This window comes from Photorhabdus sp. P32, from assembly GCF_038085095.1.
GTDB lineage: Bacteria > Pseudomonadota > Gammaproteobacteria > Enterobacterales > Enterobacteriaceae > Photorhabdus > Photorhabdus luminescens.
This window is the reverse complement of record NZ_JAZGJN010000277.1, coordinates 58,353-74,063: the sequence shown is the minus strand read 5'-3', so window position 1 is coordinate 74,063 and position 15,711 is coordinate 58,353. Positions and strand designations below refer to the sequence as shown.

At 48.6% G+C, this 15,711-nt stretch carries 12 protein-coding genes; all 12 read right to left on the bottom strand.

The genetic code is table 11. The features are described from left to right. Positions 1–257: 257 nt before the first annotated feature. The 12 genes from V2H77_RS15600 to V2H77_RS15545 all read right to left on the bottom strand — a co-directional run bounded on the left by V2H77_RS15600 (position 258) and on the right by V2H77_RS15545 (position 15,678). The gene (locus tag V2H77_RS15600) at positions 258–1,721 is read right to left on the bottom strand and encodes a hypothetical protein (RefSeq protein WP_341499532.1); all 1,464 of its coding nucleotides are present in this window, start codon (positions 1,719–1,721) and stop codon (positions 258–260) included. Between the two features lie 77 nt (positions 1,722–1,798). Continuing rightward, positions 1,799–3,313, bottom strand: a complete 1,515-nt coding sequence (locus V2H77_RS15595) for a hypothetical protein (protein ID WP_341499530.1) — start codon at positions 3,311–3,313, stop codon at positions 1,799–1,801. A 35-nt stretch (positions 3,314–3,348) separates the two neighbouring features. Then, positions 3,349–3,771 (bottom strand): hypothetical protein, encoded by a 423-nt coding sequence (locus tag V2H77_RS15590; protein WP_341499529.1) that lies wholly within the window; start codon positions 3,769–3,771, stop codon positions 3,349–3,351. Between the two features lie 18 nt (positions 3,772–3,789). Continuing rightward, a complete protein-coding gene (locus tag V2H77_RS15585; protein WP_341499527.1) occupies positions 3,790–5,361 on the bottom strand; it encodes a hypothetical protein in 1,572 nt (523 codons plus the stop codon). A gap of 179 nt (positions 5,362–5,540) precedes the next feature. Continuing rightward, positions 5,541–5,984, bottom strand: coding sequence for a hypothetical protein (locus V2H77_RS15580; protein WP_341499526.1), 444 nt, complete (start codon positions 5,982–5,984; stop codon positions 5,541–5,543). 824 nt (positions 5,985–6,808) lie between these two features. Continuing rightward, positions 6,809–7,228 carry a hypothetical protein gene (locus V2H77_RS15575; RefSeq protein WP_341499525.1) on the bottom strand — a complete coding sequence of 140 codons (420 nt, stop codon included), beginning with the start codon at positions 7,226–7,228 and terminating at the stop codon, positions 6,809–6,811. Positions 7,229–7,613: 385 nt separating this feature from the next. Continuing rightward, entirely contained in the window at positions 7,614–7,748 is a 135-nt protein-coding gene (locus V2H77_RS15570) for a hypothetical protein (protein ID WP_341499524.1), read from the bottom strand. 165 nt (positions 7,749–7,913) lie between these two features. Further along, positions 7,914–11,300 carry an ImcF-related family protein gene (locus V2H77_RS15565; RefSeq protein ID WP_341499523.1) on the bottom strand — a complete coding sequence of 1,129 codons (3,387 nt, stop codon included), beginning with the start codon at positions 11,298–11,300 and terminating at the stop codon, positions 7,914–7,916. Beyond that, complete coding sequence (locus V2H77_RS15560; protein ID WP_341499522.1) at positions 11,281–12,426, bottom strand: hypothetical protein; 1,146 nt, start codon at positions 12,424–12,426, stop codon at positions 11,281–11,283. Before V2H77_RS15560 ends, V2H77_RS15565 begins: the two co-directional genes overlap by 20 nt. Further along, entirely contained in the window at positions 12,423–12,680 is a 258-nt protein-coding gene (locus V2H77_RS15555; protein WP_265514008.1) for a PAAR domain-containing protein, read from the bottom strand. The genes V2H77_RS15560 and V2H77_RS15555 overlap by 4 nt, the downstream gene beginning before the upstream one ends. Next, positions 12,677–15,178 (bottom strand): T6SS phospholipase effector Tle1-like catalytic domain-containing protein, encoded by a 2,502-nt coding sequence (locus V2H77_RS15550; protein ID WP_341499521.1) that lies wholly within the window; start codon positions 15,176–15,178, stop codon positions 12,677–12,679. Before V2H77_RS15550 ends, V2H77_RS15555 begins: the two co-directional genes overlap by 4 nt. After that, positions 15,166–15,678 (bottom strand): DUF3304 domain-containing protein, encoded by a 513-nt coding sequence (locus V2H77_RS15545; RefSeq protein WP_341499520.1) that lies wholly within the window; start codon positions 15,676–15,678, stop codon positions 15,166–15,168. The genes V2H77_RS15550 and V2H77_RS15545 overlap by 13 nt, the downstream gene beginning before the upstream one ends. Positions 15,679–15,711: the final 33 nt, after the last annotated feature.

The window sequence follows — 15,711 nt, the reverse complement described above, 5'->3', positions numbered from 1 at the left end:
ATCACACTCCCGCTTATCACGGCAAGTGTGATGGAGGTGTTCAAGTTCGGCTTTTTGTTCATCGGTAATGAATATTTTCATGACGGATACCATGAACCTCATTTGGGCGAAAATCAAGCAGTTTCAATGAGCACGGGTATATACTCATATTCTGTTGTATGCCGCCAATAACCTTACAATAAAGAACAGTTGAATTAATTTAACGTGGATGAAATGCCAAGGGTAGAAGATAATATCCAGCTTAGCGATTATAGTCATCATATAACATTCTCAAAAACATAAACTGCACCGGCGTTAGGCTGAGAATCGACGCTCTCTACTACTGCACCAACAGCCAAACTCGTCCCCGCCTTATTCAGGCCGACAGGTCCACCAAAACCATTTAAATTATCTGAATCGCCTGAAGGGTTCAAAATCTCGATAGGTGCTTCCATATTCCACTTATTATTCAGACAGGTATATACATACACCCTGGATGATGCTCCCACTGCCAGACGATCTCCCGCATCATTCAGTTCGAGAGAACCGCCAAAAGATACCCTACTTGCCGGGGCCGAAAACTTAACGGGATTTTCTCTATCCCAGATCCCATTCGTGCACGTATACAGATAAACCTCCCCATTATAGGGTTTATAAAAATACGTACCCACCGCCAAGCGATCTCCCTCTGCATTTAGGCTAAAAACCACGCTAAAACGAGAGGATTCACCTTCAGGGCGACGGAACTTAATGGGGTTTTCTGTATCCCAAATCCCATTTGTGCGTGTATAGACATAAATCGCGGAAATGTAATCATCACACACCGCCAGACGGTTTCCCGCAGCACTCAGGTGGGCAATCGCGCCAAACTCATAAGCGTCCGAAGGGGCCGGAAACAGAATGGGTTTTTCTGTATCCCAGATCCCATTCCTGCATATAAACATACGGAACGGAGAGGAGTATTTGCCCCCAGCTACCAGACAGTCTCCTGCGGCGTTCAAGCTGACATTCGCCCCAAAGTTTACAGCGACCCGCGGAAACACAACGGGATGTTTTGTATCCCAAACGCCCTTCGTGCGTGTATATACACGAACCACTTCGGGCCATATGTCTCCCAACGCCAGACAATCTCCCGCCGCATCCAGACCGACACGCCATGAAGATAAAACAGATTCAACATCCTCAAACACAATCGGCTTGCTTATATTCCACTCACCACTCTTCCGGCGCGTATACACATAGACGTGACTATTCATCCCAACCGCTAAACAGTCTCCCACCGCGTTCAGGCTAACAGAGCTACCAAAAGACTCATCCGTTCTAGGGAAGGGAGAAACAATGCGCGTTATCAGAGTACGTTTCAAACCCAACAACTGCGTGATCTCCATCCGCGCTCCCCGCGATAAACTGAAAAAATCCGCAAACTGAATCTGCCGAGCGGCATCCAATTTCAGATATCCTCCCCCATCAAAAGAGAGTCCCCCTTCTGGTTTCAGTGATAGGGCCAAAGCGCCCTGATTAGAATTCAACCCGCCAGAATGGTAAGTGTTGAGGGCCAGTTTTCCTTTGTCATCTCGTTTCAGCCCTGCGGTTGGGCCATCACCCTGAACGCCATCAATGATTTCATATGCCTTATATGCTTCATTAATCAAATGGGAAAAGGCTTCCGGCATGAGCCGCACACCAGATTTAAAACTCGCTTTCAATGAGTCAACAGTACTAATTTCTTTATCAGTCATAATATGTCCTCAAAAGCCGTATTAGACAGTCACCGTCACCTGTTCTCTGTTCTCTGTTCTCCGTTTTCTGTCCTCTGTCTTCATTTGACATTCTCAAAGGTATAGACTGCACCGGCTTCAGGCGCGGAACCGACCTTGGTTAAAACTGCACCAACCGCCAAACTCGCTCCTAACTTATTCAAACTGACAGCCTTACCAAAACCATTTACATTATCTAAATTGCCTGAAGGGTCCAAAATCTCGATAGGTGTTTCCATATTCCATTTACCATTCAGATAGGTATACACATACACTCGGGAAGCCGCCCCCACTGCCAGACGGTCTCCCGCATCATTCAGTTTGATAGCGCAGCCAAAATACGTTACGCCACTTGCAGGAGCCGAAAATTTAATGGGATTTTGTGTATCCCAGATCCCATTCGTACGCGTATACAGATAAACCTTCCCATTAATAATGGGTGAATCATCATCCGCCCCCACCGCCAGACGATCTCCCTCTGCATTCAGGCTAAAAACCTTGCCAAAACCGGGTGAGCTATCTTCAGGGGGATGGAACCTAATGTAGCTTTCGTCCCAAGTCCCATTCGTGCGTGTATACACACAAACTATGTTTATTAGGGGAGAAGAAGGATAATCAACATGGGTACCATGCACCGCCAGACAGTTTCCCGATGCACTCAGACAAATCATGGCAACCCCGTGACCAGAATTCGAAAAATCAAGCTTAATGGGGTTTTCTCTGCCCCAGATCCCATTCGTGCGTGTATACACATAGAACGTATAGACGCCCCCCCACACCACCAGACAGTCTCCTGCGGCGCTCAAACTGGCATACACACCACCAGAGTGTCTATATTCATCTTCCAACGGAAACACAATAGGACTTTTTGTATCCCAGACGCCATTTGTACGCGTATACACACAAACATCCATTTTTCGAAAATCAGTTAAGTATCCCACTGCCAGGTTATCTCCCTCCGCATCCAGACTGACATTCCATGAAGCACTGCGATATTTATCGCCATAAGCCTCAAACACAATGGGCGTGCTTGTATTCCACCACTCATCCTTCCGGCACATATACAAATAGAGTACTTTCCCCATCCCAACCACTAAGCAATCTCCCGCCGCATTCAAGCTAACAGAAGTGCCAAAGCGTTCATTCTCTTTAGGGGAAGGAGCAACAATACGCGTCATCTTGGTGCTGGTACTGCGTTTCAAACCCAACAACTGTGTGATCTCCATCCGCTCCCACCGCGATAAACTGAAAAAATCGGCAAACTGAACTTGCCGATCGGCATCCAATTTCAGACGCCTTCCTCCATCAAAAGAGAGTCCACCTTCTGGCTTCAGTGACAGCGCCAAAGCTCTCTGTTCAAGGTTTAACCCGCCAGAATGGTGAGTGTTGAGGGCCAGTTTTCCTTTGTCATCTCGTTCCAGTCCTGCGGTCGGGCCATCCCGCTTATCACCATCAATGATTTCATATGCCTTATATGCCTCATCAATCAAATGGGAAAATGCTTCAGGCATGGGCGGAACACCAGACTTAAAACTCGCTTTCAATGAGTCAACAGAACTCATTTCTTTATCAGTCATAATATGTCCTCAAAAGCCGTATTAGGCAGTCACCGTCATCTGTTTTCTGTTCGCTGTTTTCTGCCTTCTGTCTCAGCATTCAATAACAACTTGGCAATTTGTTCCCTCGTCTCCTCAGGAAGCAATTTAAAAGCTTGTGCTGAAACCGCTACAGTACCATCCACTGACAACGCCCCAGATTTATCCAACATCAATCCCCCATTGGGCTGTAGCCTTAACGCAAGCCCCTCCGGTTTCACCGCGATGCCATTGCCAGTCTTAACCGCCAAACGGTTGTCGATAACCTGTAAACCACCCCCCGGATGATAAGCTTGATCACCATCCTGCCAACCAAAAAGCTGTCGCCACAACGTGGCCCAATCAATCAGTGAATAAAATGCAGCCTCAGTCGGGATCTTGCCAGGGGCGAAGTGGGTACTAAGCTGGCTGACCGTTTCATCTGTTATCTCTTTCGCCATCGTCTTTTCCTCATTTAGCTAGTCGTAAAGGTAAACTTTCCCTTCGCCACTTTTCCAACCACTGGCGCCAATCGCCAATGTATTGGCGTCACCGCTAAAACAAACACCGGCACCAAATTTATGGTTTGATTCCCCATCCAGCTCCAGTAATTTGCTCTGCATAACCCATTGTTCATCCTGATAACTAAACCACCATACCGCACCGGTTTGCACACCTGTGTCATTCTTACCAACAGGTGTTGACACCACCAGTATCTGGCCGTCACTACTCAAAGACAACTCGCTGCCAAACCTTTCCCCGGCAGTCACCGTTTCTCTCAGTATTCCCATAACTTGCCATACATTACGGTGACGCTGGTACAGATAGACCGCACCAATATTGTTCTTCTCTCCCGGACACCCCACCGCCAGAATATTGCCGCTATCGCTCAGGCTGAGACTGGCGCCAAAGTCGTCTTTGCTGATGGTTAAAGGAGAAGTCAGCGAATTGAGCGGTGGTTGCGGTTGCCAGTATTCCCCGTGACGATGAAATATCGTCACTTCACCATTACCATTACGCCCCGTTGCCGCCACTGCCAAGGTTAAACCATCCGCACTCAAGCTTAGTTTGCCGCCAAACATATCGCCCTGTGCCGGAGAAGCTAAGGTCAGACGCTCACCAAGCTGTGACAATTTCTTCCCGTCATACTGATAAAGATACGCTGCGCCGCAGTTAGTCAATAAACCCGATCTCCAGCCATAAGAACCTACCGCTAATAGTGTGCCATCAGCGCTCAAACTCACAGCGCAACCGAAATGCTGCTGAACGTTCGCCTCACTAAGCCAAAGTTTGGCCGACTTTTCCCACGCTCCATTTGCCAATCTGTGATAAACGAACACTGAGCCATGCCCACCATCACTGTTTCGGTTATCAATACCCACCGCGAGAACATTACCATTTCGATTCAGACTTAGCGCTCTACCGCCATAACCACTGACGTAATCAGCGAATTGCTGACGCCAACCGTTATTGGTATAAGAAAATAGATATACAGGTTCCTTTCCTTCTGCCCCACTAAGCGCGATAGTTTTCCCATCGCCGCTGACACTGACAACAGCGCCAAGGTTTTTATTGTTACCGTTGGTCGGCAAATCAAACGCGGGCAACTGCGCCTTACTTGCTGCCATCTCCGCAGCATGAATCAGCCAACGGTAAAGCTCCCTTTTTTGTTCCTCTGTAAAACTCTCAAACAATGCCAGCGACAATTTAAAGTCGGGGCGTAATCCCAATTCGCCATTAATGAACTGTAAGCCGCTGCTTTTATCAATATTGACCGCAATTTCACGGTCTTCGCCGATATGCACCCCATCACCGGGATTCACTAAGAGTAAATTCACTTCATCCAGATCCCGGTTCAATCCTGCCCCTGGATTATTATCGGCCTGATCAGCATCCAGCCCGGCCAAACGCCGCCCTTCCGCCGCTATTTGCACCAATTGAGCATAATTTTCACTTTTCGGCAGGGAATATAATTTAAACCAGGACTTAACTTCCTCTTTATCCAACAAATTATTTTCGCTGGATGTAGTAGATGTCTTGCTGTTAGCCATTAATACCTCCAATTCAGAATGACAGATAAGTTGATGTTATTACACGCCGTTCTATTCTTTTATTTTCGGGATAAATAATATTCTGGCTTTATCCCTCTCTTGATACTTCTCTTTATTCTAATTGACCGCTTTATCGGTAAACTTTACCGAATCATCGGGCGTGGTGATATGTTTAGCCCCTAAACGGGCATTCCTTCTCTGGGTACAAACAGCACCTCTGCAACTTTTAGCTGTTCGTAGTCTTTTTTACTCCAAAAGAATTCTTTATCGGCAAACTTCGCCAAATCATCGGGTGTGGCAACATGTTTAATCCCCACACCGCGTATTTTTTCTGCGGGTATAAACAACACCCTTACAAATTCTATCTGCTCGTAGGTTTCCTCACTCCAGTAACCTTCTTCATCGACAAACCTCACCAAATCACCGGGCGTGGCGACATATTTAATTCCCAGACCAGGTGGAGTTTCTCCCGCTGGTGTAAACAACACTTCCGCAGTTTTCATCTGCTCATAGGTTTCTTTATTCCAGAAGAGTGCTTGATCGGCAAACTTCGCCAAATCGTCGGGTGTAGCAACATGTATCACGACAATATCTTCTTGATGTAGCGGCGGATCAGTGGACATAATGTTTCCCCCATTAATAAAGTCAGACCTTGGTTAATGTGTTATAGCTAATGCTGCCCTCGAGAGACGCGCTCCCGATGACTCTTATTTAATATTTAACTTGACTACGCTATTCGTTTTTCGTATGACACAACCAGCTATATTTAAGCATTATAGAAAAGTGAATTTTTGCCAGTTATTTGATGAAAATTTAGTTGCTTTTTTTTAGAAATCTCATATAAAAAGATATTATTTAAATAACATTCCACTAGTGTCGCAATAACCATTAATTTGATTGGATTTAAATTAATCAACCAAGAATTTTATTCTGAAAAACATAATAATCAATGACACTTATATACCCAATGGATTTCAAGTTGCATCGCGACGGCAAAGGAGCGAATCCCCGGGAGCATAGATAACTATGTGACCGGGGTGAAAACCAGAGTGGCAATTTATTTAAATGGAGAAATTTATTAACGAATAATAAAAAATTAACAATATGCAAAATATAAATTTATAATATATACCTAATAGATTTCGAGTTGCAGCGCGGCGGCAAGTGAACGAATCCCCAGGAGCATAGATAACGATGTGACTGGGGTGAGTGAAAGCAGCCAACAAAGCAGCAGCTTGAAAGATGAAGGGTATAGAATTTTAGATTTAATAGAATAGAAAACTAAGCATTATTCAGCCAGCTTTATATCTGATAATGGGGTTGGTAGTATGAAGCATGAGAGTTACCTGGCGTTTTGTTTAAGATTTCAAATTTATACCAAAACCGGCAACTCTCAATTCTGTATTAGCGCAAGTCGCACTTAATATACATTAAATAATTTAATAGATTATTTTCCAAATATCTTGGTTTTAGCTGGTATCCCATCTGAAAATTTCGTACCACTCCAGTCTATCCGATTGGGTGGTATACCAAATTTTTTCCACGTTAATTTAACAGGCACTCCAAGTATGCATGCAGCAATAAACCGATGCTGACCATCCATTATATGAGTAAGCCCCGTCTGGCTATTGCGCCAGACAACAATTGATATTGGATTTCCCTTTGTTTTGAAACTTGCTATTTTTTCGTCAACAACTGTTTGAAAAACTTCTGCTTGAGCAGGTAGCGGGGCTAAATTCCCAATATCCCTTCGTCCTACAGGGCTGCCTTTTAATATTGATGTATCATATGTGTCCTCATTTCCTTTTAGTTGAGGTCCGTTTTCTGTTTTTCTTAATGTTACGGGATTTAACATATTTTTATACATATTTAACTCTCATCCTTTTGAATTGTGTAGGGCATCCGATATTACTGAATTTTCTTTTTTCGTCACCACATTTGGTGTATTATTTTTTATCTTTCCTTTATCATTCTTTTATTCAGCATTTGACTGTTTAGTCCGTTATTTATTATTCTCATTCAGCATAGCCTGATCTATTTTTAAGCTATTTCGAAAATCTTTTTAATATCAGAGACAAACATAATATCATCATTTATGAATTTCAAATAATTCCCTTTTTCTATTTATCGGAATAAACCAAGAAAGTTTATTTAATCCCATTGTTTTGATAACTGATTGTAAATAAATATTCGTATCCGCTTCTCTTTTCCATTCCGATTATTAACCCTTACATCCCTATAAGGGGTTTTATTTAAAGCGTATTATTGCCGTTTAAACGCGCCAGGTGTTGGTAATCTGGGTTATTAGCCTCTTTGCAAAACACTTCCAGAGCGTCATCCTTCACTTTCAACTCCTGCCACGGCACCAGCGTGGCGGAGGTGGGCATCCCCCCGTTGATTCAGGTAACGCTCGTAATGCAGGCGGGTAAAAAAACAACCTAGCCAAATATCTTCATCGGAATATCTGTAGTGATATTTATCCTAACAGCGATTTCGTTAACGAAAACAGTTAACAATTACGCTATTTTCTGATTTATCCCCAACAGCATGCATTATTCCATTATCAGGTCATCATCATTCATCGCTGCTATTGCCGTATGATTACCCGGCTTCCCCGCAAAGATATTTTTCGGCAATTTAAATCCGCGCAGTTTTAATAATGCCAGCGGCCCTTCGCCCAATTCTGTGCGTAAAATCCAGGTCAACGGTAAACCATCCGGGGCCGTAAATATCAGTCGGTAACGGCTTTCATCCAGCTTTTCCACTTTCGCCTGCGCCAGCCAGCGGATCAGTCCCCAGTTCCCCTGATAATCACCGAATAACCTCGCCCCGGCGTTGACACTGGTCCAGGTCAGCATCGCCCCCGGTTTATAGGTCTCTCCCGGCCAACGAAAGCTCTGCCAGCTTTCCATCTGGTTAAAATAACGCAGTTTCTGCCCGTCTATCGTCAGGTCAGTTTCCACCACATCTCGCACCGCTCTGGCCCGCAGTTCAAACCGCAATCCCTGACTGCCATCCGCAAATAACAGGTCCGATAACTGACTGAGCTGATTTATTGCCTTTAAAAAATCCGGGTTAATCTGCACACCCTGCCCATTCACTTCATCCACTATCCATTGGTTGCCTGCTTTATGCAGTATCCCGCCTAACTGACGCGTCAAAAACTGCTCTATCCGCCCCGAATCTGACCGAATAAACTGGCCCAACATCGGCAATGAAATTTCACTCTCGCCGCCGGCAAACGGATAACGGCCCGCAAAGGCCCGATTCCAGTTGTCCACTATCGCTCTCTGCCACTGGCTATTCAGATTCGCCGCCGCCGGTTTCAATACCCCCTGCCACGCCTGCGCTAACGGCTCGACAAACAGCGTCTGACCAAAACCCCGCCATTGGCCGCCCAGACTGGCGGCTATCAAGCGCCCGTAGCCCTGCGTATCCGTTAAATCGGCGCTTTTCCCTTCGAATACCGTCTTAGCCAGCGCATTCGCCATTGCCGGCGGGTCATCACTGTTGTTCATCTGTTGCAGTTTCAAACGCACTTCGGTTACCCGAGTGAGAAAGGTTTGTAAATTCAGGGTGCTGTCGGTCTTCACTCCCCCGGCAACCTGATTTTCTCCCATCAGCGCCAGCAACGGCCCAAAGGTTTCATTCATCGGCCCATGCACGCCAGCCGTCTGTTGGTCAATCATTAACGGCGTTTTTTTATTCAACAACGTCCTGGCGGATTTCACCAACGAGTCCGATAACGTCGGCCCCTGTTGCCCGGTTTCGCCCTGATAGGCCAGCGTGTTCATCAACGCAATCAGCGGAGACTGACGCCCATCCGCCATCAGGGTTAACTGGTCGATGACATCCGACAGGTTACGGGTTTTGTTCCAGCGCAGGCTGTTGAGAAAATCCTGCCACGCCCCGGCAAAATCGGTGAAATAACGGGCGGTCAAACGGGCTTTCAGCTCCGCCGGCGATACCGACGCCGAGACTGCCTGACGGTTATCACTCAGCACCCAGTCAATCGCTTCCTTACGTGAGGCTGCCGCCTCCGCTATCGCTTTTTGTATCCCGCCTTCCCACGCCTGACGGGTAAACATCCCCGGTATTACATGAGTGGTGGTAAACAGCCGCGTAGCATCGGTGTCGCCGGTCATCTGCCTTAACGTCAGGTCCGCATAATTTTTCTCCACCGATTTCAGCATCTGCTGGTAAAGCGCCGCTTCGGCATTGTGTTTACCTAGCTGGATCAACAAAAGTTGACGCGCCTGTTTAACCAATGCCTTATCCGGGGTGATCCGCCATTCGGGATGCGCAGGCAGATTCTCCGCATAAAAACCCCACAAATCCCACGCCGTATCCAGCCAGACGCCGGGGGCGATACCGGCCCGCTCAGGTTCATTTTCATTCAGTATCCGGGTTAAAAATACGGCATCCACTTTTTCCGGCTGCGCCATCATCAGGTAGGCTTTTAACTGGTCATGACCGGCCTGCGCCCACTTAGCCCGCAACGGGCTGCCCGGCGGTAAATTCACCAGCGCGTTCAGTTTCGCATGCAGCACCGCGGCGGCTTTGTCCCGTATCAGGCGATTATTGGCCTGCGCATAATCAGGCAGCACTGCCGTTAACAGTTTTTGATTCTGACTCAAACCAAAACGCTCATACCACGGCACCCCATGTTCAGCCCGGTATTGCAGCCGGCCCACCTCGTTACGCAGGTCTTTTAAGGCCATCAACTGGGCATCAGAACCTTCCGGGTGCGCTTTCAGGCCAGTGACCGCCGCCTGTACCACGGCTATCTGGTCACGGTTGGTGAAAAAGGAGAGCACCATGCCGGCACCCCATAACAAGCCCACCACCATCAGGCCGCGACAAACGGTCTGTGTACGGAGCATGCCAACCCGCCGACCGTGGAAACGACGACTGCCATCCAACACCCCCTGCCAGGCGGTGTCGGGCAGCCAAATTTGCGGCAGGCGAGTCGTCTGCGCCCTGAGCGGCAAACTGAACATCAGACCGCGCAGCGACACCACATCGCCATACTCCGCTAACCACGGCGTCAGAACCTGTTTCCAGTGCGCAATCCCCTGTTGTTTTAAGTTCGCAGACAGACGACAGAGAAAATCGTGGGCTGTCTTCTCCAGCAGTTGCTGCATCCCGCGCTCGCGCAACGGGTCAACCAATTCTTGCAACTGTGTCGCCACAATATCCGGGGTACAGCGTTCAGGAAAAAAGCAGCCGACGGCCTGAGTAATACGGCCTTCCTGAGACCAGACGCTGTGACACACCTGCCACAGATAGACCGGAGCCTGCCAGCGCAACTGTCGGGCCTGTTTTTGCAACGTCCGCAGCGCTTTATCCATCCACACCGGTTGTGCGCTTTGGTGTTCGGTCAGCGCCCAGACAATGCCATTGAGCGGCCGGTAACGGCGCAAACGACGCAAGGCCATCAACTGAGCAGTATCCGGTTCCGCCTGCAAACTGCCGCCCCAGAGCAACAACGAGCGATACCCCTCCTGCCAATGTGCCGTAGTCAGCCCCGGCGCAATCGCTTCCACCTGCTCCGCTTCGCCCACCACCAGTAAAATGCGCACTTTATACCACCAGAACACCCCGTAACGCAGGCGCATGCGATCGCCTAAATCACCATAATCATACGGTTCACTGGCCGGTAAAAGCGGCCGGGTATCGGGCTTCACATCAGTGACTTTGTTTTTGACAAACAACGTTACGGTGATAAAACCTAGCATACTCACCACCACTGTGAGCACCCAAGCTATTCCACAAACCCACAACAGGTGGTTGAAGGTTTCGCTATCAGTGGTTCGGTGTTCCCCCCAAACCCACCATCCCAGACCGGCTAACGAGACCAGCAAGGTAATGGTTCCTATCAGTATGATGAGTGTCTTCACTACCGAAATAGACGGTAATTTATTCTGTTGCCGTTCCATAAGATTTCACTATTCCAAACGCTAAAGTATGTTGAAGATCACGGGCTAACCACCCACAGGGCCGGCCGGTATTTTCCGCCGAGATAGCCGCCAACGTTTGCACTACGATCGCCTCCATCCCGCCAATATTGCCCCAATTGAGATCCTGTTGATGTTGAGTGATATTCCAGCCGAGCTTTTCCAGTGAGGATGTCTCCGGCTGAGAAAACAGAAAGCAGATTTCCGGCGGCTGAGGCATATCCGCTTGAACCAATGCTCTGGCAGCGACGTCAACAACCTCTTCATCACTTTGAGAACAAAAAAATTCACCACGGGTAAAACAGACGTTGCCCTGTTTTTTCAGTAGCCAGATAAATGCCGCTTCACCGGCGGGTAAGGCTGATTCAGCCTCGCTGTCTACGCACTGACAACCTGCGCACAAAATAGTCGCCTGTTTGTCCTTTGTCGTGTTGAGCAGATCAACCATTTCATCCAGCGTATCAACACCGAGCCAGGGTTGCGGCTGTTCAGGCAACTCCACATCAGGAAATCGCTCCGCCATCTGGGCAGCAAACCCTTGCCAGGCAGCGGCAGAGCCTAGCCAGTAACAACGCAGAGGTGTGCATTTCAAGGGTTCCTGACGCTGACCTTGCCATTTATTCACCACCATTTTTGCCAGTTGGATTTCCCGTTGTTCAATATCCGAGACAAAAGAGCACGACAGGCGAACTGCCAGACCGCTCTTTTCCCTGATAGGTTTCGGGCGACAATGGAGCTGATTAATCACTTTCAGCCACACATCGGGCGTGCTCCCTAGCGGCCCAACTAACACATAGTCCACCAACGCAATCTGCTGACAATGTTTGCGCCACCATTGTTGCTGAACCCGCTCAACCTGTTGCTCATAAGTCCAGGCGTTATGCCGGGCAAACCGGTAAAACAGCACGCGGAATAACAGACATAACAACCATAACGCCGCCAGTCCGGGGATCAGGGCGTACAAAGCTGATATGTCGCCGACTTCTGGTCTGATCAGCGCGACAATGTTACTGGTCAACAAGACCAATCCGGCGCCAACACCCAACCAACGTTTAAAGCAGGGAGGCGAAGCCTGACAATAAGGCGGAAAAAGGGGATAGTCTTTCATGGCGCCACCTGATAATCGGGAAAAGAGCTGACTAACGTACAACCACATTCACAACGATGACCGTGCAACGCCACCGGCTGGCCGTCTATCAGGCAGGCCGAGCTCCCTTGAGCAATGGCAGTCATGCCATGACGGTTACACTGGACAGGATCGCCCTTGCAAGCGATAGGTTGTCCGAAACAAAGATAGCGGCCCGACAATACCGTGCCGCCATATTCGCGCAGGCTGTCGCCCTGACGGATCACGTTTTTCATTTCTCAGGCTCCTTGAATGGGGTCGGTTCCAACGTTTTTCCCGCCCAACGCGCTTTGAGATCATCCTTGGTCATTTGCAACCGCCGCTGTTTGAGAAATTCCCTCTGCTGACGGGTCACTTCGCCCACATTATGGGTGAACGCTTTTCTATACTCCGGTCCTGCTAACAGAGTGATCAGCTCGCCAGAAGTTAAATACTGCGCGGTCACTTCCCGCTCAGCGGCAATGCTCTTGGACACTTTATCGACAACCTCCACCACCGTGTTGGCGACTTTTTTCTGTTTAAAGAAAAACAGTACACCGCCTTCCGTTGGCGATACGAACCCTACCACAGTGCCAGCCACTGACAGGAGTGACAGTGGTCTGCTACAAATTGTACCGAAGTAAATGACTCGGTAGCGGAAATAGCCCCCCAACGGTTCACGTGAACCGAGCGTCGAGTACATAAACCAGGCACGGGAATCGTGAACCTGATTGTCATACAAGGCGACCAACAATGACTCGGGTGATTCCTGTTGTCCGGGTTTTGCCGTCGGAACAGGCCGAAAAAGCTGTTTGACCAACCTCTCTCCCGCCCCTTTCATTTGCAGATACTCCAGAAGGTCATTATGATCATCCAACATGTAAATTGCGTAACGTGGCACGGTATCGACGGCAAACTGCCACCCACTGTGTTGTTCCCGCTGGTCGCCGTGGTAGTCACTATTAAATTCCGCTGCCGCTTCCCGCAACTGGTTCTGAGCGGTTTCCGGGTCAAAATCCGGCACCCCCGGCACTAACACCGGCGGCGTTTTCTCCCCCTTGATAATGTATTCATGCCATTGGGCTTTGCGTTTCTTTAACACCGCCTGCTGCTTTTCTTCCCGCGCCTGCTTGCTTTGCTCACAGTGGGCTTTTTTCGCATCACGGTTGGGCGCTTCATGAAAAAATGGCGTACCGAGCAGCATGCCGTTGGCGTAACGATTGATACGCCAGGCTGTCAGCCAGTTCATCTGGTTTTCCATCGCCTGTTCCAACGCCACAGAGGCTCTCACCGGCTCAAAGCAAGCGGCCTCTTCGTCCGACAGGGGTTGTTGGGGCATCGCCAAACCCAGAGTGACCTGGCGCCAGGCGTTGAAGCGATTGACAAGAAGTAGATCAATATTAAATTCAGCTACCAATCCAAATGACATTACACGCCATTCATCTTTAGATAAATCTTTAGGTAGAGATTCAGTTGGTACCTTCAATGGTGCTCCAACTTCAAATGCGGCTGCATACATTTCATGCAAAGCAATCTGCGACAATAACAATGCATCTGTTTTACCTATTGCCTTACCCTGTTCTCCCGGTGGATAACCGCCCCCCAAATCAGAATGCACGCCGGGATAAATCACCTCAGTACTGCCTGTCGGGTAAGTTCCATCCGAACGGCGAATGGAATCCATCGGGAAACTTAGCCGCTGTTCATGGGTCGAGACCAAGTGCACACAGCGTTTCACCAGACCGCCATAAGTCGCCTCTGATGGCAGCTCCTGCGTGCCGTCTGCCCAGCCCATATGACCTTCAACGACGGGAACCACATGGCTTATCCCGACCGACGCCACCGTGTCAAATAACCCAAGAAACTCCACACTGATGGGCAGGTTACAATCCGGGTCAGTTTCGTTTTTCGCTTGCAGACACTGCGACGGTTTTTGGTTATCCCCTGTAGGCGGTGGCAACAGTTCGGTCAGCCAATTGACAAAGGTTCTCGCCTCTGCTGCCCCACGGGAGAAGCCATAGACATATAACTTCATCCCCAACAGCTTGGATTTGCTCCACCCCGGCTGGCTGCGGGCTATTTTTAATTCACGTTTCAAACGGGCAAACTGCTTATAAAACTCACCATAACGGTTATGCATGCCCCCCAAATCCAGCGTGTGCCATGTGGTGGACATCGCCTCAAGTGACTTTCGGCAAGCCTCATCATCGATTTTATCGTTTACTAATACCCGTTTTAACACATCAATCAACCGCAATAACGTCCAGTTAATCCGATCCTCACCCCGGTTAGCAAAAGCCAGCCCCGATGTGCTGTAATCCAGGTCGTTAATCTCCGGGAAGGGGGTACCCACGCCGGGAATATAATATTTAAAATACTTGCCACCGGTGCTTTCGACATCATCTAACAAGGGCTTACCCGACGCGCCACCGGCATAACCCGCCCCAATCGTCGCCTGAAAAAGACGGACAATATTGGTTGGATGGTTAGGAACAGCCTGATAAAGGTCGTTATACAAATTATTGCCGGTTCCATCAAAAAACAGGCTGACATGCAAAGTCTTACAGCAAGGCAGTTCCACCCGACGATTCGCAGCCAGACAGAGTTCCTGATGATAAGCCTTTTCATCGCTGACCTGACGGAGACAATTTTGCCTCACCAGATAACGCTGAGTAGGCAGCCGCCCCTGAGCGGGAAAGGCCGCAGGCAACCAGACGTTATCTTTCTGTGTCATTTCATATGTTACTTCGGACATACTTTTGGCTCCTTCATTTGCAAAGGTTCTTTAATCGGGTAGTTAGGACTACCGTAGGTGTTACACGAGGTGGTGACTTTCACTTGATCGCAGGGTAAGAAGTGCACCGTAATACCGCAGGTGCGCTGCCCGGTATAATCGGGTATTGGCACTACCTTGCTATGCTGGCGTGTATAAGCATCCATCTTTTTTACCCATGCCAAGTACTTGTCCCTATCAGCAAACCCTGGAAATCCTTCAGAGCCTCCTGCTCCAGTCTCCCAATCAACCTTAACCGTCATCCCGGGTTCCCATTTCTCCGGCACCCGATAGCAACAACCACCACCACCGCCCTGATACGGGCCAATAATATCGATACCCGGCTGACCATCCACACTGAACCGGTTTATCGCCCACTTGGTATGATTAATTGCTTCAATGGTTCCCGCCTGTACCGGAAACTGACTACAGGCGACCAGTAGCAGGCATAAAACTGCCAGCCTCAATGGTTGTTTTTTCATCTTCTACTCCTTCACATTAGTGATAATCTTGAC

Coding starts and splice junctions, on each gene's coding strand:
- V2H77_RS15580 (WP_341499526.1), bottom strand. CDS start 5,984: ATGTCCACTGATCCGCCGCTACATCAAGAAGATATTGTCGTGATACAT.
- V2H77_RS15545 (WP_341499520.1), bottom strand. CDS start 15,678: ATGAAAAAACAACCATTGAGGCTGGCAGTTTTATGCCTGCTACTGGTC.
- V2H77_RS15555 (WP_265514008.1), bottom strand. CDS start 12,680: ATGAAAAACGTGATCCGTCAGGGCGACAGCCTGCGCGAATATGGCGGC.
- V2H77_RS15570 (WP_341499524.1), bottom strand. CDS start 7,748: ATGCCCACCTCCGCCACGCTGGTGCCGTGGCAGGAGTTGAAAGTGAAG.
- V2H77_RS15575 (WP_341499525.1), bottom strand. CDS start 7,228: ATGTATAAAAATATGTTAAATCCCGTAACATTAAGAAAAACAGAAAAC.
- V2H77_RS15590 (WP_341499529.1), bottom strand. CDS start 3,771: ATGGCGAAAGAGATAACAGATGAAACGGTCAGCCAGCTTAGTACCCAC.
- V2H77_RS15595 (WP_341499530.1), bottom strand. CDS start 3,313: ATGACTGATAAAGAAATGAGTTCTGTTGACTCATTGAAAGCGAGTTTT.
- V2H77_RS15560 (WP_341499522.1), bottom strand. CDS start 12,426: ATGAAAGACTATCCCCTTTTTCCGCCTTATTGTCAGGCTTCGCCTCCC.
- V2H77_RS15565 (WP_341499523.1), bottom strand. CDS start 11,300: ATGGAACGGCAACAGAATAAATTACCGTCTATTTCGGTAGTGAAGACA.
- V2H77_RS15550 (WP_341499521.1), bottom strand. CDS start 15,178: ATGTCCGAAGTAACATATGAAATGACACAGAAAGATAACGTCTGGTTG.
- V2H77_RS15585 (WP_341499527.1), bottom strand. CDS start 5,361: ATGGCTAACAGCAAGACATCTACTACATCCAGCGAAAATAATTTGTTG.